Origin of the sequence: Serratia sp. 2880STDY5682894, from assembly GCF_001537385.1 — a bacterium.
Taxonomy (GTDB): domain Bacteria; phylum Pseudomonadota; class Gammaproteobacteria; order Enterobacterales; family Enterobacteriaceae; genus Serratia; species Serratia nevei.
This window is the reverse complement of record NZ_FCJA01000011.1, coordinates 32,820-58,502: the sequence shown is the minus strand read 5'-3', so window position 1 is coordinate 58,502 and position 25,683 is coordinate 32,820. Positions and strand designations below refer to the sequence as shown.

Sequence of the window (25,683 nt, the reverse complement as noted above, 5' to 3'; positions counted from 1 at the left end):
GGGCTAGCGCGGGGCGTCGATCAGCTGCAGCAGGCGGCTCATGCCTTCGCGCATCAGGAACGCCAGCAGCTTTTCCCGCTCGGCCGGCGTCAGATGGTAGTAATACTCGATCCAGACCCGAATAGGATCCTGGCGTTTGATGTCGTAGTCCGGATGGTCGGCCTCGCGTAAGGCCGACAGGCTGCGCGCGCCGAACGGCAGGCTGTCGATATGGTATTCCAGCGCTTTACCCTGCACGCCGCTGCGGCGGCGGCTGACCCAGCCTTCGCGTCGGGCCATCAGATTGACCCCTTGCGGGGTTGAGGGCAACCCCGCTTTCCCCATCAGTTCCCTGGCGGAAAACCATTTCTTTTCCATAGTCCCTTATCCCTGAGCTATCACATGTCGAGGAAAATCAACGGATACGTCGATGTCCGCATGGGAGCTTCATCTTACTTAATCGTTTAAGCTTCAGGTGTTATTTATATCACTAATCTCGTATTGGTTAACATAATGTGAAAGATGAGAGGTGCGGCGCCGCCCGTGAGACGGCGCCGGCGAGGGAAGGCGTTAGCGGATGCCGAAGTAGCCGTCGCTGAGCAGAACCGCCAACGGCTGCTCCAGCGCCACCTGGTCGCCGTCTGCCAGATCGACGCCGACATCGCGCAGCGCCTGCAGCGTCACCGGCTGGTGGGCCGGCCCGGCGAGCGTTTGCGCCTTGATCCGATGCGCCGCGCCGTTGAGCATCGAGACCATCAGCTCATCCATCTGGTTGCAGTGCACGTTGGTGATAAAGCGTTCATCGATGCGAATGATGTCTATCTTCTGATCGCCCAGCTCATCGAAGGCATTGATGTTATGCCCAAAACCATTGACGATCAGTCGGCAGCCCAGCTGCTGCAGTTCGCGCAGACACGCTCGGCACTGCGCGGCGTGTTCCAGCACCACGGCTTCATCAACGCTGAACAGCAGTGCCCGCGGCGGCAGCGAGGAAGCGCGCACCGTTTCCGTCAGGAAGCGTTGGAAGTCGGTGTTCAGCAGGCTGTCGGTGGCCAGCGGCAACGCGAGCGACAGCCCCTTGCGCTTGATGTCGTCGGCGTACGATACCAGCAGCTGCGTCACCGCCCAGCGGTCGATGTCCGGCATCAGGCCGTACAGCTGCGCCGCGGCGATGAACGCCTCGTGCGGCAGCGGCCGATCGTCTGGTGCCATCACCTGTAGTTTCACCTGGTGGAACGCGGCCGACAGCGGCGTTGCCGGTGGCGCGACCGCGCGGGTCAGCAGCCGCAGCTGCCCCTCGCTGATGATCGTCTGTACCTCCTGTGGGTTCAGCAATTCATGCTGCCGTTCCAGCAGCTGTTTTTGCCGCGTTTCGTACAGATAAACCTGGCCGCGGCCGTGGTGCTTGGCGGTGTAGCAGGCGATGTCGGCCTGGGCCAGCAGTTCGCTGCTTTTGGCGTCGCCGCCGATGCGCGTGATGCCGGCGCTGGCGCCGACGCGATAAATTTTCCCTTCCCAGTAGAACGGATGCTGGCTGATTTGGTTGACTACCTGCTGCATCAGCGATTTCGCCTGCTCCAGCCGGCAGTCGAACAGGATCAAACCGAACTCGTCGCCGCCTAGCCGAGCCAGGCAGTCGCTGTTGCGCAGCTGATGCCGCATCAGCTGGGCGATGTCCCGCAGCAAAGCATCTCCCGCCGCGTGGCCGGCGGTGTCGTTTACCGCTTTGAACCGATCCAGATCGAGGAACACCAGCGAATGCGGCGACGACGGTTCCCCGCCGGCGGCGATCGCCGCCTTCAGCTGCTTCTCGAAGCGGGTGCGGTTCGGCAGGCCGGTCAGCGCGTCGTGCGAGGCGCTGTAGCTGAGTTTTTTCATCAGTTCGCGCGAGGCGGTGACGTCCTGCAGCACCATCACCGCGCCCATGGTTTCGCCATCGAGGGTTTTCAGCGGTGAGACCGACTGCTGCACGTCGAAATAACGTCCGTCGCGGCTGTGCAGCACCAGCGCGTAATCCGCCGGCCACTGCCGCGGGTATTGCGTGAGGTTTTCGATTTCCGGGCCGTCTTTGCCGTTGGTCAGGCGCACCACGCCGGCGACCGGCATGCCGATCGCCAGCTCGAGCGGCCAGCCACACATCTGCTCGGCCACCGGGTTCATAAAGGTGATGCGCAGGTGGCTGTCGGTGGAGATCACCCCTTCGCCGATGGCGTCGAGGGTGATGTGCAGGCGCTCTTTTTCTTCGTGCAGCGCCTCGGCGAGGATCTTGAGCTCGGTCATGTCGATATTGGTGCCGATCATGCGCAGCGGCTGGCCCTGGTCGTCGAGGATCACGTTGCCCTGGCCGCGAATATGGCGCAATTTGCCGCCGCGCGTGGTAATGCGAAATTCCATAACGAAAGGCTTGGGAGCGGCCAGCAGCGCGGCCAGCTCGCGATCGGTACGCTCGCGATCTTCCGGCACCAGCAGGGTGCGCCACAGCGCCAGCGTCGGCGTTTGGTCGGGATTGAGATCGTAGAGTTCGAACATGCGCTGATCCCAGGTGAAGTTTTCCTGGCTCATCACCCATTCCCAAATGCCGACGCCGCCCACCTGGTTGGCCAGCGTAATGCGCTCCACCAGCCGGTTGTTCTCCGCCTCGCTGCGTTTGAGGCCGCTGATGTCCTCGACCTGAGAGATGAAGTACAGCGGTTGCTCTTCGGCGTCGCGCACCAGCGAGACGGCCAACAGCGCCCAAACGGTCTGGCCGTCGCTGCGGATATAGCGTTTCTCCATGGTGTAGCTGCTGATGTGGCCGTCGAGCAGATCGTGCAGCTGGCTGAGATCGGCGTTGAGGTCGTCCGGGTGGGTGATGGCCTGAAACGTCAGGCGGTGCAGCCCTTCCGGCGTATAGCCGAGCAGTTTGCACAGTGCCTGATTGACCTGCAGCCATTTGCCCTCCGGCGACACCAGCGCCATGCCGATGGCGGAATACTCCAGCGCGCTGCGAAAGCGGCTTTCGCTCTCGACGATGTGCTGTTTCTCCACCCGGAAGGTGTGCATCACCATCGCCATCGCGTGTGCCGGGATCAGGATCAGCAGCATCGGCAAGTACAGGCCAAGCTCACCGAAGACGTGTGCAGAGGCCTGCAGGTGCAGCACGCCCAGCGAGATCAGCACCGTGATCAGCAGCAGGGTGCAGAAACAGACGGCGAAGGCTTCGAAGCGCGGCAGCGCGATGGCGGCCCACAGCAGCGGCAGGATGACGAAGGTGAACGGGAACGGCAGATAGGTCAGCGCCAGGTAGCTGAAGGCCAGGGAGCCCATCAGCGTGAGCAGCAGTGGGTAGGGGTTCAGCGCCGCCAAGGTGCGGCGGTGATAGGTGAGGCCGAGCGGCGCCAGCGACAGCACCCCTATCGCTTCGGAGATGAACCAGATGCCGAACGATTGCCAGAACGTTTGATCCGGCGTGGGCGAGAGCCCGGCGGCCAGCAGCGCGCTGAACAGCGGGGTGAAGATCACGGCGCACACCACAAAGCGCAGCCAGCAGCCCAGATCGCTCAGCGGATCGTTCGCCGGCAGCGTGCGGCGCAGCAGCAGGGCGCAAACCGCCGCTTCCAGCAGGTTGATGGCGGCCAGCTTGACGGGAGTGGCGCTGACGCCGAACAGCAAGAAGCTGGCGAGCACGATGCCGAGGCCGCTGGCCAGCAGCGGCAGGCCCCAGTGGCGCGGGGCGTGGCGGTACAGCACGGCGATCGCGGCGGCGGTCGGGAACCACAGCGGCGTGAAGTGGCGGGCTTCGCTGGACAGCGACAGGCTCAGCAAGGCGAGCAGAAACGTCGCCAACGCCACTAACAGGGAATGCGTCAGCATGACGCCTTTGTGGGTGCCGAACGTGTTCGGCGCGCTGATCTCCATAGACACCCTTACCGATGGCCTCTGTCAGTGATTGGATTCATGACGTGGATGAATTAAGACGATTTATTGGCAAAGGGTAGTACAGCGCGAGAGGAAAACCTACCGGGAAGGCCGACTTTGCTGCGTTAACGCAAACCCGGCGACAGAATGACGAAAAAGCCGGCGCGGGGCCGGCTTTTGGCGTATTACAGCAGGAACAGGGTGGCGAGGCCGAGGAAGATGAAAAAGCCGCCGGTGTCGGTCAGCGCGGTGATGAGCACGCTCGAGCCGACCGCCGGATCGCGGCCCAGTTTGAGCATGGTCATCGGGATCACCACGCCCATCAGCGCCGCCAGCAGCAGGTTGAGCAGCATCGCCAGCGTCATCACGCCGCCCATCGCCGCGTCGCCGTACAGCAGCCAGGTGATCACGCCCATGATGCCGCCCCACACCACGCCGTTGATGATGGCCACCCCCAGCTCTCTGAGCATCAGGCGTGAGATGTTGCCGACTTCGATCTGGTGCAGCGCCAGCGCGCGCACGATCATGGTGATGGTCTGGTTGCCGGTGTTGCCGCCGATGCCGGCGACGATCGGCATCAGCGCCGCCAGCGCCACCAGCTGGGAAATGGTGTGTTCGAACAGGCCGATCACGCGCGAGGCGACGAACGCGGTGCAGAGGTTGATCGCCAGCCAGGCCCAGCGGGTCTTGACCGCCTTGCTGACCGGGGCGAACACGTCTTCTTCCGGGCTTAAACCGCCCATGCGGCGCAGGTTGGTGTCGCTCTCTTCGTTGACGGCGTCGACGATCTCTTCGATGGTCAGGCGGCCCATCAGTTTGCCTTTGGCGTCAACCACCGGGGCGCTGATCAGGTCGTAACGCTCGAACGCGCCGGCCGCTTCATCGGCCTTGTCTTCGGGCTGAAAGGTGGCGGGATCGCTGTCCATCACTTCGCGCACCGGGATCTCCGGATCGTTCAGCAGCACCGCGGTCAGCGGCAGCTCGCCCAGCAGGGTGTTTTTGCGGTCGGTGACGAACAGTTTATCGGTGGCGTCGGGAATGGTTTTGCGCATGCGCAAAAAGCGGTGCACCGCGCCGAGCGTGACGTCTGGCCGCACCGTCACCAGTTCGAAATCCATCATCCAGCCGACGCTGTCTTTGGCGTACTGGCTCATCTCGCGCACCTGGGCGCGCTGCTCCGGCTCCAGCGAGGTCAGCAACCGGCCCATCAGGTTACGCGGCAGGTATTGCGCCAGGTAGGCCTGTTCGTCGACGTCCAGCGTTTTGATCGCTTTGAGCAGGTCTTTGTCGCTCATTTCCTCGATCAGGCTGTCCCAGACCGGCTCGGCGACCTCCACCAGCGTCTGGCCGCGCTTGCTGTTGCCCACCAGCCGCCACAGCGCCATACGTTCATCCTGCGGCAGCGCTTCCAGCAGGTCCGCCAGGTCGGCGGCGTGCATGTCGTCCAACAGGCCGGTGATTTCCGCCGTCTGGTTCAGCAGTTCGCTTTGGCTGAGGGCGTGCTCATCCCCTGGCCGGCCGAGAATGCCGTCGACCAATTCCTTATTGTTCAACAACAGAGTGAGAATGCGCTGGCGGTGTTCAGCGACTTTTTTGACGTTATGGGTTGCGGCTGACATGGTGTTCCTTAACGGGCGCTCGGCGTTCCTGACGCAGGCTCATTAAAAGATAGAGCATAGCGAGTGCCGGAGTCATTTTTATGAAACGGACGGGGCGCGGCGGTTATTCAGAGGAGGCGTCCTGTTGCGGCGCGCTGACTTCGGCGGCGTTTTGCGCAGCGGCCTGCTTTTTTTCCTGATGATGAGGCACCGCCACCACGGCGGCGTACAGCAGTCGGCCGACTAAAATGATAAAGCTGATAAACAACACTATCTTCGTCATCTGTCCGGTGGTTTTCTTGCGCATATATCACCCGGTATGCCGGTATCCTGTGTTATTCGCTCGAGAATTTGTAACCGGATTTTAGGCGCTGATGACAAAAGTTGTCCATTTTTTTCCGGCGTGCGGCACGGCGCATTAGGGTTTCGTTTAGGTTGTCGGGGCGAGGGCGGAAAGAAAAACCCCCTGTCTGGCAGGGGGCGGGGGGATCAGGCGGAGCGCTGTTCGTCTTGCGAGCCTTCTTCGTCGATCAGCAGCTTCCAGCCGACGACGTCGTTCCAGTAGGCCTGCTCGCGTTCGAAATCGAGCTGCACCAGGTTGTTCTGCGCCAGGTAGCCGGCCGGGAAGCGCAGCGTCCAGTGGTTGTCGTCGGTGGTCAGGCGCAGCGTTTCCGGCGTGGTGGTCGACTGACGCTGGTTGTTGAGCAGGGTGCTCAGACGCAGCAGCTGGATCAGCGGCAGGTAGTATTTCTTCTTGAACAGGTTGAGGCGCGGCAACTCTTCCAGCTTGATCGCCTTGCGGTGGAAGCGCACCAGCGCCGCCAGCAGCAGCTGCTGTTCCTGGTTGAAGCCAGGCAGGTTGGAGTTTTGCAGAATGTAGGCCGAATGGCGATGCATGCCGCTGTGGTTGATGCTCAGCCCCACCTCGTGCAGCATGGCGGCCCATTTCAGCAGGGCCTCCAGCTGCGGGTGCGCCAGCTTGGTGTTTTGCGCCATCCACTGCGAGTAGAGCAGCTCGGTGGTTTCCAGCACCCGCTTGGCCTGTTCGCGGTCGATGTTGTAGTGATCGGCCAGGCTCTTGGCGGTGCGGCTGCGGATGTCCTGGTGGCGGAAACGGCCTTCCATTTCATACAGCACGCCTTCGCGCAGCGCGCCATCGGACAGGCGCAGATCGCGGATCGCCAGCGCATCAAACACGCCGCACAGGATAGCCAGCCCCGGCACGAACACCGATTGGCGATCTTCCGACAGCCCCGGCAGGCTCAGCGAGCTGAAGCTTTTGAACTGCAGCACCTGCTCGGCGAGCATTTCCAGGCGATCCAGGGTGATGAGACCGTCTTTTTCCCCCATCGCCACCAGCACTTCGTGGGCGGCCTTGATGGTGCCCGAAGCGCCCAGCGCATACTGCCAGCCCTGAATGCGGTACTGCCAGGCCAGCGTTTCCAGCTTCTGCGCCGCCGCCAGCCGCGCGCGGCGGAAGTTGTTTTTGCTGATCTCGCCGCCCGGGAAGAACAGCTGGGCGAAGCTGACGCAGCCCATGCGGCGGCTTTCCGCCAGCAGCGGCTCGAAGTCTTCGCCGATCACCAGCTCGGTGGAGCCGCCGCCGATGTCGATCACCAGCTTGCGGCCTTTCTCCGGCTGAGTGTGCTCCACGCCCATGAAGATCAAACGTGCTTCTTCCTGACCGGCGATGATTTCTATCGGGTAGGGGATCACTTTGGCGGCGCGCTTGAGGAACACTTCGGCGTTCACCGCCTGACGCAGGGTGTGCGTCCCGACGATGGTGACGTTATCCGCCGGGAAGCCCTGCAGCCGTTCGGCAAACAGGGCCAGACAGGCCAGGCCGCGTTCTATCGCCTCTTCACTGAGTACGTTGTTGCTGTCCAATCCGTCGGCGAGATGCACCCGCTGTTTTAAACGGCCCAATACCTGTAAGGCGCCGTTGACGACGCGGGCGATCACCATGTGGAAACTGTTCGACCCGAGGTCGATGGCGGCGATTTCCTGCGGTTTGTTCGTTGCAGTGTTTTTTAGCGGCATAGTTGCTGGCCTACTGTCCTGGTTGTTCCAGAGCTTTTAAATACTCGTAAATAGCCACCTGGGCACGCACTTTGCGGCGGTTGCCGCGCGGCACGTACTGGTTGCTCAGTTCTTTATCCACATAACGGGCCTTGACCGTATCGCTGAACAGGATCTCCAGGATGTCCAGAACGCGCTGTTTCAGCGCCGGATCCAGCAGCGATACCGCCACTTCGATACGGTAATCTATGTTGCGGGTCATCCAGTCGGCGGAGGACAGATACACCCGTTTGTCACCTTTATTGTCGAAAACGTACACCCGATCGTGTTCCAAAAAGCGATCGACGATGCTGATCACCTGAATATTGTCGCTGATCCCCGGCAGGTTGGGAATCAGGGAACACATGCCCCGCACCAGCAGGCGGATCTTCACGCCGGCGCCGGACGCGGTATATAACCGATCTACCAGCCCTTTATCCACCAGATTATTTATTTTCAACATAATGCCGGCCTGTTCCCCGGCCTGGGCGTTGGCGATTTCGTTGTCGATCAGCTCATACAGCTTCAGGCGCGAGTTCTGCGGCGACACCATCAGGTTGTCGAAGGTGACCGGCCGGTAGGGGTTCTCGATAAAGTTGAATACCCGGCGCACCTCGTTGGTGATGCGTGAGTCGGCGGTCAACAGCGAATAGTCGGTGTAGATGCGCGCGGTTTTTTCGTTAAAGTTGCCGGTACCGATATGAGCATAGCGCACAATGTCATCGCCTTCACGGCGCGAAATCAGGAACAGTTTGGCGTGGATTTTCAGGCCCGGCGCCGAGAAGATCACGTGTACGCCGGCTTCGGTCAGGCGCTTCGCCCAGTGAATGTTGGCCTCTTCGTCGAAGCGCGCCTGCAGCTCGACCACCACCGTGACCTTTTTGCCGTTGTGCGCGGCGTGGATCATCGATTCGATGATGCGCGAATCTTTCGCCACCCGGTAGATGTTGATCTTGATAGCCAACACGCTCGGATCGAACGACGCCTGGCGCAGCAGCTCCAGCACGTGCTCGAAGGTGTGGTACGGGTAGTAGAGCAGCACGTCTTTTTCGCGAATGGCGTCGAAGCCGTTGCGGAAACCGTCGAACCAGATGTGGCGCAGGCGCGGCAGCGGCTTGTTGACCAGGTTGGCCTTGCCGACGTTCGGGAAACTGATGAAATCTTTGAAATTGTGGTAGCGGCCGCCGGCGATCACCGAATCGTAGTTGGAGATGCCCAGCTTGCCGCGCAGCAGCTCCACCATTTCGTTCGGCATGTCGCGCTGATACACGAAGCGCACCGGCTCGGCGGTCAGGCGCTGTTTCAGGCTGGAGGACATCAGTTCCAGCAGGCTGGATTCCATTTCGGTGACCAGATCGTACTCCGCGTCGCGGGTCATTTTCATCGAGTAGGCGTTGAGCGCGTCGTAGTCGAAGAAGCCCTTGAAGATATCGTCCAGACAGTAGCGCAGAATGTTGTCCAGCAGGATCATCGGTTTACGGCGGCGCGGCGCTTCCGGCGGCAGATTGACGAAGCGCGGCACCTTGTCGGACGGGATCTCCAGCAGCGCATAGTCGATGCGCGCGCCGCGAATGATCTCCACCGCCAGATAGGTGTAATCGTCTTTCAGGAACTGCACCAGGTTGGTGTCGTGGTTGATCAGGATCGGCGTGATGTGCTGGCGCAGATGCTGTTTGAAATATTGCCGCAGCCAGATTTGCTGGTTCTCGGACACCTGGCGTTCGTTGATCAGGAAGATCTGATTGCGCGCCATTTCCAGCAGCAGATCGTTGTACAGGCCGTCGAACTCCTGATCGGTTTTCAGCACCTTGGCCTGGATCTTTTTCAGCAGGTGGCGCGAGGCGCCGGCGGAGCCTTGCTCTTCGCTGATCAGGATGCGCCGTTTGAGATCGGCGAAGCGGACTTTATAGAACTCGTCGAGGTTGTTGGAGTAAATGCCCAGAAAACGCATACGTTCAATCAGGGGATTGCTCTTATCTGCGGCTTCCTGCAACACGCGTTCATTAAAGGATAACCAGCTTAGTTCTTTTTCGATGTAGAGCTTTTCCTGACCCATTGCCACTCCAGTTCAAATTTAGAATAGGATCCGGGACGCAGCGCCCGGATGCCGCTCTAGTGTCCTTCATCATTATTGCGAGAGATTGACAGGAAAGTCCAACATATCCATTGCGTTGGCGCGCGGCGTTTTTTGGCGGCAATAAATTTTCGCCGATGCAGGGCGCAGGGGGGTGGAATGAGCAGCATGAAATGAAGGTTAGCAGGCTTATTCTTGGTGATATTAAGCGTGTTTGCGTTCATTTTTCAGCAATATATCAACGCCATATTGTCTGTTTGCAGTGTAAAAAACCTGGGTTATGGTGGGTAACTTTGTCATGCAAACGTCATAAAACTGACATAAGATGCCCGGTTATCTTACGGCGCAAGCCCGATTACATCAGCGACAGCGAGACACATGACACAGACGACGGCCAATCAACATCCCCGAGATCGCATGCGCGGGCGCATCGACCGCGGCGTGCAGGCGGCAGTAACCGCCAGCGGGCTGATGGTGCTGATGACGTTGATGCTGATCTTCGTCTATTTGCTGTTTGCCGTGCTGCCGCTGTTCAAACCGGCCTCGCTCGGCCAGGCGCAGCCACTGCCGATCGCGGCGTCGGCCCCGGTGCTGGCGCTGGGCATGGACGTGCAGCAGCGCGTCGGTTACCGCATCGACGCGCAGGGCGCGGGGCAATTTTATCGCCTGACGCCGGCACCGAACGGCCAGCCCCAGGCGCCGCTGGCGCAGCAGACGCTGCTGGCCAAACCGGCGCTGCTTGCCCAGGCCGCCGGAGAGCGCGATCTGTTTGCGTTGGCGCAGGCCGACGGCCGGTTGGTGGTGGCGCGCGCGGATTTCGCGACGGCGGAAAACGGCCGGCCGCAGTGGTTGTTCCCGCTCGGGCAGCAGCCGTTGGCGCTGGATCCGCAGCGCAAGCCGCTGAAACGGCTGTCGCTGGCGGATGCCCATCGCGGGCAGTATCTGCTGGCTGGGGTGACCGACGATCGGCGGCTGGTGTTCGGCCGTTTCAGCCCTGACCGGCCGCCGCAGTTCAGCGAGCGGCCGCTGGAACAGGATGCAGAACAACTGGTGCTGACGCCGGATGGCCGCCAGCTTTACCTGCTGACCGGCAACCGGCTGGCGCGTTATCAGATCGACGGCGCGCAGCTGCAGCTGCGTGAAACGCGTACCCTTGGCGAACATGCTCCGTATCAGATGACGGCGCTGCCCGGCGGCAGCGCGCTGTTGATCAAGGGCGCCGACGGCAATCTGCGCGAGTGGTTCGAAGTAGAAAAAGAGCAGCGCTGGCGCCTGACGCCGGTGCAGCATTTCGACCATGGCGCCGACGGGCAGGAGCTGACGGTGGCTGAGCCCTATCGCCGGGTGTTCGCCACCCTGCGGCCCGATGGCGGCTTCTCGCTGTTCTCCACCATTCAACCGCAGCCGCTGCTGAATACCCGTTTGGGCGCCGAGGTGCAGCAGATGGCGTTTGCGCCGCGCGGCGATGGCCTGCTGCTGGAGAGCGCGCAGGGCTGGCAGCGCTATGCGCTCGACAACCCGTATCCGGACGTTACCTGGCGTTCGCTGTGGGGCAAGGTGTGGTATGAGAACTACCCGCAGCCGGCCTATGTTTGGCAGTCCACCTCCGGCGAAGACAGTTACCAACCCAAATTCAGCCTGATGCCGGTGATCTTCGGCACCTTCAAGGCGGCGGCTTACGCGATGCTGTTCGCCATTCCCCTGGCGCTGGCCGGCGCCATCTATACCGCTTACTTTATGACGCCGGGGCTGCGGCGGGTGATCAAACCGGCTATCGAAGTGATGGGCGCGCTGCCGACGGTGGTGATCGGGCTGGTGGCCGGCATTTGGCTGGCGCCGATCATCGAGCAGTATCTGTTGGCGGTGCTGGCGTTGCCGCTGCTGCTGGCGGCGGCGGTGCTGCTGTGCGGCGCGTTGACCCATCGCTTTATGCCGCGTTGCCGGCCGGGCGTCGATCTGCTGTTGCTGTTGCCGCTGCTGGCGTTGACGGTGTGGCTGGCGCTCAGCCTGGGGCCGCGGCTGGAGGTGGCGCTGTTCGGTGAGCCGCTGCATTTCTGGCTGGGGGATAATTACGACCAGCGCAATGCGCTGGTGGTGGGCGTGGCGATGGGCTTCGCGCTGGTGCCGATCATCTTCTCGCTGGCGGAGGACGCGCTGTTCAGCGTGCCGGCCACCCTGAGCCAGGGCTCTTTGGCACTGGGCGCCACCCAATGGCAGACGGTGATCAAAGTGGTGCTGCCTTCCGCCAGCGCCGGTATTTTCTCCGCGCTGATGATCGGCTTTGGCCGCGCGGTGGGGGAAACCATGATCGTGCTGATGGCCACCGGCAATACGCCGATTATCGACGGCAGCCTGTTCCAGGGGCTGCGGGCGCTGGCGGCCAACATCGCCATCGAGATGCCGGAGGCGGTCTCCGGCAGCAGCCATTACCGCGTGCTGTTCCTGACCGCGCTGGTGCTGTTTGTCTTCACCTTCGTGTTCAACACGCTGGCGGAGGCGGTGCGCCTGCGGCTGCGCAAGCGCTACACGCCGAATCAGGAGGCACCATGAAGAACTGGGTGAAGAGCGGCTCGCCGTGGATTTGGCTGACCGCCGGTTCGGTGGCCGTCAGCCTGTTGGCGCTGATCGGCATTCTGTTGCTGCTGGCTGGGCAAGGGATGCGTTATTTCTGGCCGAGCCCGGTTTATCAGTTTGAGCTGAATCAGAACGGCGCCGGGCCGGTGACGGTGATCGGCGAGCTGTACCAGCAGCAAAGCATTTCGCGCCGCCAGCTGACGGAAGCGGGCGTGGCGCCGCCGGGCGAGGCGCAAAGCGTCGAACGCTATCTGATCAAGGTCGGTAACCGCGAGCGCGAGGGGCAGGATTTTCGCACGCTGCTGGCCAGCGACATCCGCAGCCAAAGCACGCCGCGCGGCCTGCTGGTGCTGGAGCGCGACAGCCACGGTACCGCCTACGGCTATCTGGCGGGGCTGCTGGAGGATGGGCAACCGCTGACCGGCCGCAATCTGGGGCAGGCGTTGCAGCAGCGGCTGCCGCAAATCGCCGCGCTCTCGCGCCAGGCGCACGACATTCAATTCCGCGATATGGCGCGCATCAATCAACAGTTTGACGCGCTGCGGCTGCGGGAAAAGCGCCTGCAGCGCGACGATAAGCTGGACGCCCGTGCGCAGGACGCCATCAAGGCCGAGCGGCTGGAGTTACAGCGGCAATACCAGCTGCTGTCCGAACGCCTGACGGGGCTGAACCGCGATCGCCAGCGCGATGCGCTGCTGCTGCGCGACATGCACGGCCAGACGTTGACCATTCCGCTCAGCCAGGTGCGCGATGCCTGGTACCCGAACGCCATGAACACCACCGAGAAGCTGGCGCACTGGGGCGAGCAGGTGAAGAAGTTCCTCACCGACAGCCCGCGTGAGGCGAACACCGAAGGCGGGGTGTTCCCGGCCATTTTTGGCACGGTGTTGATGGTGATCCTGATGTCGATCGTGGTGATGCCGTTTGGCGTGATCGCGGCGGTATATCTACACGAGTATGCCGGCAACAATCTGCTGACGCGAGTGATCCGCATTGCGGTGGTCAACCTGGCCGGCGTGCCCTCGATCGTCTATGGCGTCTTCGGCCTCGGCTTTTTCGTTTATATGATAGGCGGCACGCTCGACCAGCTGTTCTATCCTGAATCCTTGCCCAACCCGACCTTCGGCACGCCCGGCGTGCTGTGGGCGGCGCTGACGCTGGCGCTGCTGACGCTGCCGGTGGTGATCGTCGCCACCGAGGAAGGGCTGTCGCGCATTCCCACTTCGCTGCGGCAGGGCTCGATGGCGCTGGGCGCCAGCCGGGCCGAGACGCTGTGGCGCATCGTGCTGCCGATGGCGGCGCCGGCGATGATGACCGGCCTGATTCTGGCGGTGGCGCGCGCCGCCGGGGAGACCGCGCCGCTGATGCTGGTGGGGGTAGTGAAATCGGTGCCGGTGCTGCCGGTGGACGAGATTTTCCCGTATCTGCACCTGGAACGGAAGTTTATGCATTTGAGCTTCCAGATCTACGATATGGCATTCCAGAGCCCGAGCGTAGAGGCGGCGCGGCCGCTGGTGTTCGCCACCGCCTTCCTGCTGGTGACGATCGTGGTGAGTTTGAATCTGGCGGCGATGGGTATCCGCCATTCGTTGAGGGAGCGGTACCGAGCATGGTCGCAGTAACAATGACGCTATTTTTGGGGAGTGCGTAATGGGTTTGATGACGCCAGGCAGTTTGCCCCGGCTGGATGTCCAGCATCTCGACGATGAACAGACCGCGCTGGCGGTCAACGGCCTGAACCTGTTTTATGGCGACAAACAGGTGCTGCACGATATTTCGCTGCGTATCCCGAAGCACCGGGTGACGGCCCTGATCGGCCCCTCGGGCTGCGGTAAATCGACGCTGCTGCGCTGTTTCAACCGCATGAACGATCTGGTGGACAACTGCCGTATCGAGGGCGAGCTGCAGCTGAACGGCGCGGCGATCTCCGGGGCACAGATCGACGTGGCTGCGCTGCGGCGGCGGGTGGGCATGGTGTTCCAGCGGCCGAACCCGTTCCCGAAATCGATCTATGAAAACGTGGTGTACGGCCTGCGGCTGCAGGGCGTGCGCGACCGGCGCTTGCTGGATGAGGCGGTGGAGCGTTCGCTGCGCGCCGCCGCGCTGTGGCATGAGGTGAAGGATCGGCTGCGCGAAAATGCGTTCCGCTTGTCCAGCGGCCAGCAGCAGCGCCTGGTGATTGCGCGCGCCATCGCCATCGAGCCGGAGGTATTGCTGCTCGACGAGCCGACCTCGGCGCTGGATCCGATCTCCACGCTGACCATCGAAGAGCTGATTTCCGCGCTGAAACAGCGTTACAGCGTGGTGCTGGTGACGCACAACATGCAGCAGGCGGCGCGAGTCTCCGACTACACCGCCTTTATTCATCAGGGGCGGCTGGTGGAGTATAACGACACCGACGCCATCTTCACCTCGCCGCGCCAGCGCCGCACCGAGGATTATATTACCGGGCGGTATGGGTGAGGAGAAAGTGACGGAAGTCTCAGGCTTCCGTCATATTGTGAAGTGAAAAATCAAAAATGGTATCGACAACCAATATCTTTTATCGATTTCATGCCGATTAATGCTATATAAATGAGAATAGCCGAGCGTTTACTGATTGCCTGAGTAACGTTATTACGTTGCAGAGCAATGCCATTTGCATTCAACCATAAATATCAGGCTGATAACGATTTTATAATACTGTTAATATAAGGATATTACGCATGAATATTGACGAGAATTATATTAAAGAAATTATTATTCCTCTGATGACTTTATTATTGCCGGTATTGATATCGGTAATAAAATGGTGGTTCTCGCGCTGGTCAAAGGGGCAAGACAACCGACGTAATCACCGATTTGATGCTGTCAGTGCAGATAAACGGATCTCCGTGTTGGCATATATTGAGAGATTGCGAGCCAAGCCGCAGGAAGGCATCACGCAATTGCAAATCAAGGCGCTGTATGAAAGCATCGGTATTCGCCTGCCGGTCTGGATCGCGCATCAACTCACGGAGTATCTGGGTAAGGCGCCTTTGCCGTTAACCAGCCCCATTCTTAACAGCTTTTTACGTCATGTTTTGCTCTGTGTAGTGAAAAACGGTGTTTTCTCTTTCAGTGCCGAACGGTGGAAGCGTCAGCGCCGGGGACTGGTGGGATTCCTGATACTGAGTTTAGCTGCCATCGCTTATGGTTTCTTTGTTACCGTGCCGCCTTTAGGCATGAGTGCACCCAGCGCCGGCAACACGTTCTGGTTTTTCTTTTTCCTCTTAACCTATCTCGCCATGGCGATTTTTGTTGTGGCCTGGTCGATCGACGAATGGGTTTCGCTTAACGGCGCCAAAGCTTTCTGGTTGATATGGCAACCGAATCTGTGCCAACAGGAAGAGGAATATCAGGCGCGTTGCCGGCATCAGCAGGAGCAAGCGGTGAAAGAACATGTGGATTCAGCCTTTATTCCGCTGAGTGAAAGCGATGTGTGCGAAAAACCGCTGCGTAGTTGGCTGTTGCGGCGATTGGGAGGGCGTAAGGCGGCTGTGAATATATGATATCCTAAAAAAGGGGCATATATGCCCCTGTATTCATTGTAATTGCCCATGTGTCAGTAGTTTTTGCGAATGCGGATCGCTTCTTCTACCCACTCAGCCAGGTTTTCTTTGATGTGGTTATAGACATTGGTGCTGGTTGAATAAGGCGGATCATAGGCTTTGGCGATTGTGGAAAGCTTTGCGTCACCCAGCTTGATGTGATCCAACGGGTTGTTGCCTTTTTGGGTTTTTTCGCCGGCGCTGTCTTTCAGGTTATGGATATATATCACCAGCACGCCCATGCCTTTCTTCCAGGCCTCGCAGATTTCGAAGTTGATCCACTTACGATTGGCGGTATCTTTACCGGCGAGAATTACGGCGCAGCTGCGATTGTCCAACTGGCCTTTGATCCAATCAGCGATGGCGTCGTTACCGCCCTTTTTAACTTCCTCCCAATCATTATCCGTGGCCGGCCGATTACCTTCCAGCGTGCCCATTTCACGTATCTGAGAAGCGCGCCAGTTGTCCGGCTCATAATGGAAACTGTAAAAACATTTTCTGGTCATCGGGGGTTATCCTTAGTAATGATATCGATAAGTGCCAACAGGCATTTTTTCTTCTCCGCCAGGCTGCCCGGTTCGTTAAGCTGATCCAGCAGATTCATGGCGGTGGGGTTGCGGTGGTAGAGGGTTTCTTTCATCTCCTCCTTGATTTTTCGGTAGATTTCGGCGGATGCGCCGCCGGTACAACCGATAGGAATGCAGACGCAGCCTTGTTCCGCAGCGATGTGGAACTCTTTCAATAAACCGTCGGCCAGCACGCATTCGCCTTCGGTGTTACGCTTGTTGCCGAACAAAAAGACCGCGATGCCGCTGAGCGAAATCATGTTCTGGCGATACTCGTGCCAAAGTGCCGGCAGCGTAATGCCCCCGCTGGCGAATTGGGGGAAAGGGCGCAGCACCAGCTGGCTTTCGCTGATTTTTCCTTGGCTGTCGTAAATGGCTTCCAATGCGCCGTTGATCACCGCCGTGCCTATACCCCAGCCAAAGCCATTGACGATGCGGTACTGTTTGCGGATAAGCTGGCGCGCCAGACGATGTATGAACTGGATGGATTCTTCACGGGCATAGGGCTGGTAGTTGTCGGCACTGCCGGAGATAAACACCGTGCTTTTCTTGAACTGCGTTTCGATGGCATACAGCAGGTCGGTGATTTCGCGATAGTCGTTTACCAACAGCGTTTGAATGCCGTAGCGGCGAAGATCGTTGATCATCAAGCCTTGTTTGCGGCTGTTGTAATCGCAAGACGCCTGCTCTTCGCTGCCGCTGTCGCCAAGCTGGACGCGCCGCATGATGCAGTAGTGGTTTCTTTTCCCTTCGCCGTACTGCGCATAGAGCCGACTCAATACATATTGCAGGTTAGGGTCTTCGAAACTGAAACCGATAAACAGGAAGGTTTTGGCAGTCAGCTCCGCCATCAGCATATTGACAAAAGGCTGGTGTGAGCGGGAATAGGTTTCGTATTGCTCTCGGGTGATAACCGCTTGGTTGGGGGTTTTATAGTCACCATGCATTTTATATAAAACCACATCACGTTTATGAATGTTATTAGTCAGGCTTTCCGGCGTGGTTTTGACGTCGCAGACGCGATTATAACGGGCATAGGTTTTTTCAATCAGATCGTCGTAGTTGGTAGTCCAAAGTGACGCTATCGGCAATCTGGCAATGATTCGATGGTTTTCTGTTTCTTCCGCTTGCTCAGCGAATTCTGTAATTATTTTTTGATTTATCTTATGCCGGTTGCCTTTTTCATTGAGATGATATTGTGCCAGAGAAATAAGGTCGCTCTCTTTTTCTATGTCCAACCCCAGTTCATAAGCGATATCGCTTATGAGCTCTTTCCAGCTGACGAAGCCGGCGGGTATGGACAGCCCAGCGCCGGCAAAGAGCGCAGCGCTGCCGCTTTTAATATCATTAACATAGTCACGAATAAATAGTTCTATATCACGTTCGGGCATGAGGGGATATCCTGATATTATCTGGTATTTATATTTGATTTATTTTTATTCATTTCATGAATATATAACTTAATGCAATCAATCATTACATTAATTTGATAAGCTGACTTTGTAAACTCTATTTTGTTTCTTGCTTGATGTCGGTTCTATATTTTTATTTTGGTGTTCGATTTCTTAATTTAAAATTAAATTCCTGAAGAATAATAAGTGAGATAATGTTGGTATGCCGAGCCCATTATATACTCCCCTGGCAGGGGTACCTTTCGAGCGTTGTCATCAAGCTTTGCGGCTCAGCGGCGTAAGAGGGAGCCTTTCAGGCCGTGCGGACACGGCGTAGATACAATACTTGTTGGATAACAACGCAAGAAACCGTATGAAAAGAAAACTGTGCCCGTGGCCTTCAGTGTGTTCTGGCCGAAATTCGCAACACCACCCCCACCAACAGCAGCGCGGCCCCCGAGGCATAGAGCGGGAACCAGCGCGTCCACCAGAGCGGGGAAAATAGCGGGGTGCTATTGGGATCTGCAGGCGCGTAGCCGCTATAGGTATTCAGACCGGCGGCGATGGCGAGCATCGCCAGGCCGATAAAAAGCAGCAGGTTTGAGACGGTTGTCATGGCATTTTTCCTTTGTAGAGGCAGAGGGTAACTCTTACTATCACTATTAATTATTGTTCGATTAATTATCTCGGCTGAATATTATTTATTTCCGCATTCATCAGGCTATTTCCTGACGATAAAATAGCATCCATTAATACTAGTCGCTTATTTTCCAATAAAAAACCCGCTTTCGCGGGTTTTCTCTTTTTCTTGCTAAGCGTCACTTCACCAGCGGCTTATCATTGGGCGTTTTGAACTTCGCCAGATATTGCGGCTGGAAGATGCACATGCGCAGCACGGTGCGGTATTCGCCGTTGACGAAGAACTCGTCGATCAGCTCGCCTTCCACGTTGAATCCCAGCTTGCTGTAGATGTGGATCGCCTTCGGGTTCTCCTTGTCGACGATCAGGTACAGCTTGTACAGGTTCAGCACCGAGAAGCCATAGTCCATCGCCAAGCGGGCGGCGGTGCTGGCGTAGCCTTTGCCCTGGTGGGCGGGATCGATGATGATCTGGAACTCTGCGCGGCGGTGGATGTGATCGATCTCCACCAGTTCCACCAGGCCGACCTTGGCGCCTTCGTGCTCGATGATAAAGCGGCGCTCGCTCTGATCGTGGATGTGTTTGTCGTAGAGATCGGAAAGCTCGACAAAGGCTTCGTAGGGTTCTTCAAACCAATAGCGCATAACGCTGGCGTTGTTGTCCATCTGGTGGACGAACGACAGATCGTCCCGTTCCAATGGGCGTAACCTGACGCTGGCAGTGCTGGACATGTGGGCTCCTCTGTGCCGTGAAATTGTGCAAAGTATAACTTCACAGAATGGATGAAGGCGAAAAAAAACGGCGCCGCGTGGGCACCGTTTAGGCAAGGTTCAGGCTGCGCGCCTCAGTCGGCGGCGTGACCCTGCTCAGGCAGGCGTTCGCCGTCCAGCCAGGCGGCGCCATCGCGCATCGCCAGGCGGCCGTCGACGAACCAGCTCACCACCAGCGGATAGATCGTGTGTTCCTGGGTTTGCACCCGTTCAACCACGTCATCCTCTTCGTCGTCAGCGAAAATCGGCACCTTGGCCTGCAAAATCACCGGGCCGCCGTCGAGCTGTTCGGTCACGAAGTGCACCGAGGTGCCGTGTTCGCTGTCGCCGTTGTCGATGGCCTGACGGTGGGTATGCAGGCCCGGGTATTTCGGCAGCAGGGAAGGGTGGATGTTCAGCAGGCGGCCGGCATAACGCTGCACGAACTGCGGGCTGAGGATGCGCATGTAGCCGGCCAGCACTACCAGATCGGGCTGGTACTGGTCGATAGCGTCCGCCAACGCGACGTCGAACGCCGCGCGATCGGCGTAAGCCTTGGCATCCAACGCCTGGGCGGCGATGCCGGCCGCCTCGGCGCGCTGCAGGCCATAAGCCTGCGCCTTGTTGCTGAACACCGCCACGATCTCGGCGGTGATGCGGCCCTGCTGGCAGGCGTCAATCAGCGCCTGGAGATTGCTCCCCTGGCCGGAGACCAACACCACGATCTTTTTCATCAGTTGATGACCACTTGTTGTTCGTCGGAAGAGGCGGTCAGTTTACCGATTTTCCACGCTTTTTCACCTGCTGCGGTCAGCAGCGCGATGGCCGCTTCCACTTCGGCTTCCGGCAGGGCGATGACCATGCCTACGCCGCAGTTGAAGGTGCGGTACATTTCATGACGGCTGACGTTACCGGCCTGCTGCAGCCAGGTGAACACCGCCGGCCACTGCCAGCTGGCTTCGTCGATCACCGCCTGCATGCCTTCCGGCAGCACGCGTGGAATGTTTTCCCAGAAGCCGCCGCCGGTGAGGTGAGCGATGGCGTGGACGTCCGCCTTCTCGATCAGCTCCAGCACGGACTTCACGTAAATCTTGGTCGGCGCCAGCAGGTGGTCGGCCAGCGGTTTGCCTTCCAGCTGGGTAGCGGTCGGATCGGTGTTGCTCACTTCCAGGATTTTACGCACCAGCGAGTAGCCGTTGGAGTGCGGGCCGGAAGCGCCCAGGGCGATCAGCGCGTCGCCTGACTGCACTTTGCTGCCGTCGATGATCTCGGATTTTTCGACCACGCCGACGCAGAAACCGGCCACGTCGTAATCTTCGCCGTGGTACATGCCCGGCATTTCAGCGGTTTCGCCGCCCACCAGCGCACAGCCGGACTGTTTGCAGCCTTCGGCGATGCCGGTGATCACGCTGGCCGCGGTGTCCACATCCAGCTTGCCGGTCGCGTAGTAGTCGAGGAAGAACAGCGGCTCGGCGCCCTGAACCACCAGATCGTTGACGCACATCGCCACCAGATCGATGCCGATGGTGTCGTGGCGTTTCAGATCCATCGCCAGACGCAGCTTGGTGCCCACGCCGTCGGTACCGGAAACCAGCACCGGCTCGCGGTATTTCTGCGGCAACGCACACAGGGCGCCAAACCCGCCCAGACCGCCCATCACTTCCGGGCGACGGGTCTGTTTAACTACACCTTTGATGCGGTCTACCAATGCGTTGCCTGCATCGATATCGACACCTGCGTCTTTATAGCTGAGAGAGGTTTTGTCGGTCACTGCGCGATTCCCCACGACGGTTTGCGGTTTGAAAACTGTGCTTCCGATGTTGATTCCGGAATAAGGCGCGGCAATTCTAACAGCGCAGGCAAACGTTTGCGAGCGGCTTGTGAACCGGCTCCGCTTTTTCGTCATCTATACTGATATTCAAACTTTTGTTGATCCCGATCGGGCTATTGTGGGTGGCGCGGCGAAAAAAAGGAGGTATAATCCCGCGATTTTTTTGGCCGCAACCACCTTAATAGGAGAAAAATGATGAAGATCGTTGAGGTGAAACACCCGCTGGTAAAACACAAGCTTGGCCTGATGCGCGAAAATGACATCAGCACCAAACGCTTCCGTGAGCTGGCCTCAGAAGTGGGTAGTTTACTGACCTATGAAGCGACCGCCGATCTGGAGACGGAAAAAGTCACCATCGAAGGCTGGTGCGGGCCAGTTGAAGTGGATCAGATCAAAGGGAAAAAGATTACCGTAGTGCCGATCCTGCGCGCAGGACTGGGCATGATGGAAGGGGTGCTGGAGCATGTGCCGAGCGCGCGCATCAGCGTGGTGGGCGTTTACCGCGACGAAGAAACCCTGGAGCCGGTGCCGTACTTCCAGAAGCTGGTTTCCAACATCGAAGAGCGCATGGCGCTGGTCGTTGACCCGATGCTGGCCACCGGCGGTTCGATGATCGCCACTATCGATCTGCTGAAGAAAGCCGGCTGCCACAGCATCAAGGTGCTGGTCCTGGTGGCGGCGCCGGAAGGCATCGCCGCGCTGGAGAAAGCGCACCCGGACGTTGAGCTGTACACCGCCTCCATCGATCAGTGCCTGAACGACAAGGGCTACATCGTGCCTGGCCTGGGTGACGCGGGCGACAAGATATTTGGTACCAAGTAAACATTTGAGCCGACTTAACGAGTCGGCTTTTTTTTGACTAAAACCTATAAAACCAATAAACCGAGGAAAAGCACACATGACCCGTCGCGCCATCGGCGTCAGCGAGCGCCCGCCGCTGCTCCAGACCATTCCGCTCAGCTTCCAGCACCTGTTCGCCATGTTCGGCGCCACCGTGCTGGTGCCTATCCTGTTCAAGATCAACCCGGCGACCGTGCTGCTGTTCAACGGCATCGGCACGCTGCTGTATCTGTTCATCTGTAAAGGCAAGATCCCGGCCTACCTCGGTTCCAGCTTCGCGTTTATCTCGCCGGTGCTGCTGCTGTTGCCGCTCGGTTATGAAGTGGCGTTGGGCGGTTTCATCATGTGCGGCGTGCTGTTCTGCCTGGTGGCGCTGATCGTGAAAAAGGCCGGCACCGGCTGGCTGGACGTGATGTTCCCGCCGGCGGCGATGGGGGCGATCGTCGCCGTCATCGGGCTGGAGCTGGCGGGCGTGGCGGCCAACATGGCGGGGCTGCTACCGGCGGAAGGTACCAGCGCCGACTCGACCACCATCACCATTTCGCTGGTGACGCTGGCGGTCACGGTGCTCGGCTCGGTGCTGTTCCGCGGCTTCCTGGCAATTATCCCGATCCTGATCGGCGTGCTGGTGGGCTATGCGCTGTCGTTCTTCATGGGCGTGGTGGATTTGACCCCGATCCGCGAGGCGCACTGGTTCGCGCTGCCGACCTTCTACACCCCGCGCTTTGAGTGGTTCGCCATCTTCACCATTCTGCCGGCGGCGCTGGTGGTGATTGCCGAGCACGTCGGCCACTTGGTGGTGACCGCCAACATCGTGAAAAAAGACCTGATCCGCGATCCGGGGCTGCACCGTTCGATGTTCGCCAACGGTATCTCGACGGTGTTCTCCGGCTTCTTCGGTTCCACGCCGAACACCACCTACGGCGAGAACATCGGCGTGATGGCCATCACCAAGGTCTACAGCACCTGGGTGATCGGTGGCGCGGCGGTGCTGGCTATCCTGCTGTCCTGCATCGGCAAGCTGGCGGCGGCGATCCAGGCGGTGCCGGTGCCGGTGATGGGCGGCGTTTCGCTGCTGCTGTACGGCGTGATCGGCGCCTCGGGCATTCGCGTGCTGATCGAGTCCAAAGTGGATTACAACAAGGCGCAAAACCTGATTCTGACCTCGGTGATCCTGATCATCGGCGTGAGCGGCGCCAAGGTGCATATCGGCGCGGCGGAGCTGAAAGGCATGGCGCTGGCGACCATCGTCGGCATTGGCCTGAGCCTGTTGTTCAAGGTCATCAGCCTGTTCCGCAAGGAAGAAGAGGTGCTCGACGCGCCGGATGAACCGGCGGAGCAGAAGTAACGAAAAGGGCAGCCCAGGGGCTGCCCTTTTTATTCGTGTTTCTGCATTATATCCGTTGGGATAAAGTAGCTGATAGCATTAACAACATCGGTTAAGGAAAGAGGGTATGGAGTACTACGGCTATATTTTGCTCAAATTTGTGATTGGCTTTGTCATAGTTATCACCCACCTGAACCTGTCGGGAAAGACCCAGCTATCGCAGATGACCCCAGTAGATTTTATCGGAAACTTTGTGCTCGGGGGCATTATTGGGGGCGTTATCTATAGCGACAGCATCCCTTTGTACCAGTATGTCGTTGTATTACTTATCGGAGTAGGACTAATTTCTCTGTTGAATGCAATCAGTAAACATTGCAACTTCTTTCGTTCGGTCACTATCGGCAACCCGATACCAATTATAAAAAACGGCCGCTTTTTGATGGAAAATATTTTAGCCAAGAAAAATAAAATCGACATCTTGAACGTTTCCTCACAGCTGCATGCGCAGGGGATTCACGCCTTTCAGGAGATTGTCTATGCGCAAATTGAGCCGGGCGGTCAGATAACTGCGGTATGCGAGGGAAATGAACTGCCTTCAGTTATCATTATGAAAAATGGCAGGGCCAGGCCTTATGAGCTGCAGGAGATTAGTAAAGATGAGGAGTGGTTGAACCAAACTATCCGTGAACATGGCATAGAGCCGAAAGATATTTTTATTGCTGAGTTTTGGGACGGTAGGACAGCATTCATTCTTAATGACGGACGTATAGTTAAAGAGTGAAAAAGGGGAGCCTCAGCTCCCCAATGTCATATTAGCTGCGAATTTTGCGGTACACGAACAGCACCACGATGGCGCCGATAACCGCTACCACGAAGCTGCCGAAGTTGAAGCCGTCAACCTTGCCGTAGCCGAAGAAGGTGCTGATATAGCCGCCGACTACGGCGCCGATGATCCCCAGCACAACGGTCAGGATAAAGCCGCCGCCGTCTTTGCCGGGCATGATCCACTTAGCCAAAATACCGGCGATCAGGCCGAAGATAATCCAGGAAATAATCCCCATTTACTGCTCCTCTCTTGGTGGCTGAGTATGGCTTACTGCTGGGTGGCCGGCTGCGTATTGCCGTTCACCGCCGCATCGGTCTCTTGTTTCAACTCTTGCGCTTTGTTTTCGGCGCTGTTCTTGATGGCTTCGGTCTTCGCCTTGGCCTGCTCGGTCAGATCGTTAGCGCCGTTGATGGCGTCGTTTTTGATGGCCTTGGCCTGATCCACCAGCTGCTGGCTTTGTTTGCCGGCGTCATCCTTGATCGCGGCGGCCTTGGCCTTGGCGTCGTTGGTGATGGCGTCGGCTTGCTTGGCGGCTTCATCTTTAATTGCCGAGGCTTTGTCCTTCAGCTGGTCTGCCTGCGTGGCGGCCTCTTTTTTGATTTCATCCGCCGTCGCTTTCGCTTTGTCCGTCAGATCGTCCGCTTTTTTCTGGGCGGCGTCTTTCATCTGCTCGGCGCTGTCTTTGGCTTTATCCAGGTTGGCGTCAACCTTGGAAGAGTCATCACAGCCGGCAACCAACAACCCGATAAAGGAGGCTAACAGCACTTTATTCCATACTTTCATCGTCTATATCCTTGCAGAAACCTTGTTGATGGTGATTGCGTTTTGCCTACCTATACTAGGTCAGGTTTTACTTAAATTACAAATTTAACCTGCTTAGGCATGGGGTTAGGGTTTGATATCAGATTATTCTTGCCGGTGAGGGAGCCGCAATCGATTAAACGGCGCTAAGGCATTGCTCACTATTGCGGCATAAGATCCTGCCGGTTCAACAGCGCCCGTTTTCTGTGTTAAACTGCCCGCGTTTTTCTGCCAGTTTTGGTTGAGGTGCTTCTCTGAATACGCCGGCACAGCTTTCACTGCCACTTTATCTTCCCGATGATGAAACTTTCGCCAGTTTTTATCCGGGCGAGAACCCATCCCTATTAGCCGCGATCCAATCCGCCGTCCGTCAGGAACATGGCAGCTATATCTATTTTTGGTCGCGTGAAGGCGGCGGGCGCAGCCATCTGCTGCATGCGGCCTGCGCCGAGCTTTCGCAGCAGGGGGAAGCGGTGGGCTATGTGCCGCTCGACAAACGCGCTTACTTCGTGCCTGAAGTGTTGGACGGCATGGAGCAGCTGGCGCTGGTCTGCATCGACAATATCGAATGCATCGCCGGCGACGAAGAGTGGGAGATGGCGATCTTCAACCTCTACAACCGCATCCTGGAAACCGGCCGCACTCGCTTGTTTATCACCGGAGATCGTCCGCCGCGCCAGCTGAACCTGCGTTTACCTGATCTGGCTTCGCGCCTGGACTGGGGGCAGATCTACAAGCTGCAGCCGCTGTCGGACGAAGAAAAACTGCTGGCGCTGCAGCTGCGCGGCAAACTGCGCGGCTTCGAGCTGCCGGAAGACGTGGGCCGCTTCCTGTTGAAACGGCTGGATCGCGAGATGCGCACGCTGTTTATGACCCTCGATCAGCTCGATCGTGCCTCGATCACCGCCCAGCGCAAGCTGACCATCCCTTTCGTTAAAGAGATCCTGGGGCTGTAGCAGCTACC

The 25,683-nt window shown here is 58.5% G+C and carries 22 protein-coding genes; 8 read left to right on the top strand and 14 right to left on the bottom strand.

From position 1 onward, the window contains the following. Positions 1-3: 3 nt before the first annotated feature. The 6 genes from AWX27_RS21135 to ppk1 form a co-directional block, all read right to left on the bottom strand. On the bottom strand, positions 4-357 hold the full coding sequence (locus tag AWX27_RS21135) for a DNA-binding protein (RefSeq protein ID WP_049200678.1): 354 nt from the start codon (positions 355-357) through the stop codon (positions 4-6). A gap of 192 nt (positions 358-549) precedes the next feature. Continuing rightward, positions 550-3,876 carry a diguanylate cyclase gene (locus AWX27_RS21130; protein WP_060424852.1) on the bottom strand — a complete coding sequence of 1,109 codons (3,327 nt, stop codon included), beginning with the start codon at positions 3,874-3,876 and terminating at the stop codon, positions 550-552. A 185-nt stretch (positions 3,877-4,061) separates the two neighbouring features. Continuing rightward, positions 4,062-5,495: a magnesium transporter gene (gene mgtE, locus AWX27_RS21125; protein ID WP_015378729.1), complete on the bottom strand. Its 1,434-nt coding sequence runs from the start codon at positions 5,493-5,495 to the stop codon at positions 4,062-4,064. A 103-nt stretch (positions 5,496-5,598) separates the two neighbouring features. Next, positions 5,599-5,781, bottom strand: coding sequence for a YfgG family protein (locus tag AWX27_RS21120; RefSeq protein WP_004941600.1), 183 nt, complete (start codon positions 5,779-5,781; stop codon positions 5,599-5,601). A gap of 182 nt (positions 5,782-5,963) precedes the next feature. Then, entirely contained in the window at positions 5,964-7,514 is a 1,551-nt protein-coding gene (gene ppx, locus AWX27_RS21115; protein ID WP_060424850.1) for an exopolyphosphatase, read from the bottom strand. Positions 7,515-7,524: 10 nt separating this feature from the next. Next, positions 7,525-9,588, bottom strand: coding sequence for a polyphosphate kinase 1 (gene ppk1, locus AWX27_RS21110; protein ID WP_048234529.1), 2,064 nt, complete (start codon positions 9,586-9,588; stop codon positions 7,525-7,527). Positions 9,589-9,984: 396 nt separating this feature from the next. Here ppk1 and AWX27_RS21105 point away from each other — a divergent pair, with 396 nt between their 5' ends. The 4 genes from AWX27_RS21105 to AWX27_RS21090 all read left to right on the top strand — a co-directional run bounded on the left by AWX27_RS21105 (position 9,985) and on the right by AWX27_RS21090 (position 15,710). Continuing rightward, complete coding sequence (locus AWX27_RS21105) at positions 9,985-12,156, top strand: ABC transporter permease subunit (protein WP_060424848.1); 2,172 nt, start codon at positions 9,985-9,987, stop codon at positions 12,154-12,156. Next, on the top strand, positions 12,153-13,802 hold the full coding sequence (gene pstA, locus AWX27_RS21100) for a phosphate ABC transporter permease PstA (RefSeq protein WP_060424845.1): 1,650 nt from the start codon (positions 12,153-12,155) through the stop codon (positions 13,800-13,802). The genes AWX27_RS21105 and pstA overlap by 4 nt, the downstream gene beginning before the upstream one ends. A 28-nt stretch (positions 13,803-13,830) precedes the next feature. Next, positions 13,831-14,643, top strand: a complete 813-nt coding sequence (gene pstB, locus AWX27_RS21095; protein ID WP_004941613.1) for a phosphate ABC transporter ATP-binding protein PstB — start codon at positions 13,831-13,833, stop codon at positions 14,641-14,643. A 242-nt stretch (positions 14,644-14,885) separates the two neighbouring features. Further along, on the top strand, positions 14,886-15,710 hold the full coding sequence (locus tag AWX27_RS21090; RefSeq protein WP_060424843.1) for a hypothetical protein: 825 nt from the start codon (positions 14,886-14,888) through the stop codon (positions 15,708-15,710). Between the two features lie 53 nt (positions 15,711-15,763). Here AWX27_RS21090 and AWX27_RS21085 read toward each other — a convergent pair whose 3' ends face one another. The 6 genes from AWX27_RS21085 to purM all read right to left on the bottom strand — a co-directional run bounded on the left by AWX27_RS21085 (position 15,764) and on the right by purM (position 20,865). After that, complete coding sequence (locus AWX27_RS21085) at positions 15,764-16,255, bottom strand: TIR domain-containing protein (RefSeq protein WP_060424839.1); 492 nt, start codon at positions 16,253-16,255, stop codon at positions 15,764-15,766. Continuing rightward, a complete protein-coding gene (locus AWX27_RS21080; RefSeq protein WP_060424837.1) occupies positions 16,252-17,706 on the bottom strand; it encodes an SIR2 family protein in 1,455 nt (484 codons plus the stop codon). Before AWX27_RS21080 ends, AWX27_RS21085 begins: the two co-directional genes overlap by 4 nt. Before the next feature lie 400 nt (positions 17,707-18,106). Next, a complete protein-coding gene (locus AWX27_RS21075; protein WP_060424836.1) occupies positions 18,107-18,322 on the bottom strand; it encodes a hypothetical protein in 216 nt (71 codons plus the stop codon). A gap of 202 nt (positions 18,323-18,524) precedes the next feature. Then, positions 18,525-19,076: a spermidine N1-acetyltransferase gene (speG, locus tag AWX27_RS21070; protein WP_004941631.1), complete on the bottom strand. Its 552-nt coding sequence runs from the start codon at positions 19,074-19,076 to the stop codon at positions 18,525-18,527. Positions 19,077-19,189: 113 nt separating this feature from the next. Next, positions 19,190-19,828, bottom strand: coding sequence for a phosphoribosylglycinamide formyltransferase (gene purN, locus AWX27_RS21065; protein ID WP_060424834.1), 639 nt, complete (start codon positions 19,826-19,828; stop codon positions 19,190-19,192). Next, on the bottom strand, positions 19,828-20,865 hold the full coding sequence (purM, locus tag AWX27_RS21060) for a phosphoribosylformylglycinamidine cyclo-ligase (RefSeq protein WP_025303843.1): 1,038 nt from the start codon (positions 20,863-20,865) through the stop codon (positions 19,828-19,830). Before purM ends, purN begins: the two co-directional genes overlap by 1 nt. Before the next feature lie 255 nt (positions 20,866-21,120). On the opposite strand from purM, the gene upp reads away from it, so the two are divergent. The 3 genes from upp (at position 21,121) to AWX27_RS21045 (ending at position 23,873) form a co-directional block, all read left to right on the top strand. Then, positions 21,121-21,747: a uracil phosphoribosyltransferase gene (upp, locus tag AWX27_RS21055; protein ID WP_004941642.1), complete on the top strand. Its 627-nt coding sequence runs from the start codon at positions 21,121-21,123 to the stop codon at positions 21,745-21,747. Positions 21,748-21,823: 76 nt separating this feature from the next. Further along, entirely contained in the window at positions 21,824-23,113 is a 1,290-nt protein-coding gene (gene uraA, locus AWX27_RS21050) for a uracil permease (protein ID WP_021504398.1), read from the top strand. Between the two features lie 106 nt (positions 23,114-23,219). Continuing rightward, positions 23,220-23,873 carry a DUF421 domain-containing protein gene (locus AWX27_RS21045; protein WP_060424830.1) on the top strand — a complete coding sequence of 218 codons (654 nt, stop codon included), beginning with the start codon at positions 23,220-23,222 and terminating at the stop codon, positions 23,871-23,873. Between the two features lie 31 nt (positions 23,874-23,904). On the opposite strand, the gene AWX27_RS21040 is transcribed toward AWX27_RS21045, so the two are convergent. Together AWX27_RS21040 and AWX27_RS21035 are read right to left on the bottom strand one after the other, a co-directional pair. Beyond that, positions 23,905-24,153, bottom strand: coding sequence for a GlsB/YeaQ/YmgE family stress response membrane protein (locus tag AWX27_RS21040; protein WP_016926728.1), 249 nt, complete (start codon positions 24,151-24,153; stop codon positions 23,905-23,907). Positions 24,154-24,185: 32 nt separating this feature from the next. Then, entirely contained in the window at positions 24,186-24,701 is a 516-nt protein-coding gene (locus AWX27_RS21035) for a hypothetical protein (RefSeq protein ID WP_019452428.1), read from the bottom strand. A gap of 272 nt (positions 24,702-24,973) precedes the next feature. Here AWX27_RS21035 and hda point away from each other — a divergent pair, with 272 nt between their 5' ends. After that, positions 24,974-25,675 (top strand): DnaA inactivator Hda, encoded by a 702-nt coding sequence (hda, locus tag AWX27_RS21030; RefSeq protein ID WP_048325292.1) that lies wholly within the window; start codon positions 24,974-24,976, stop codon positions 25,673-25,675. Positions 25,676-25,683: the final 8 nt, after the last annotated feature.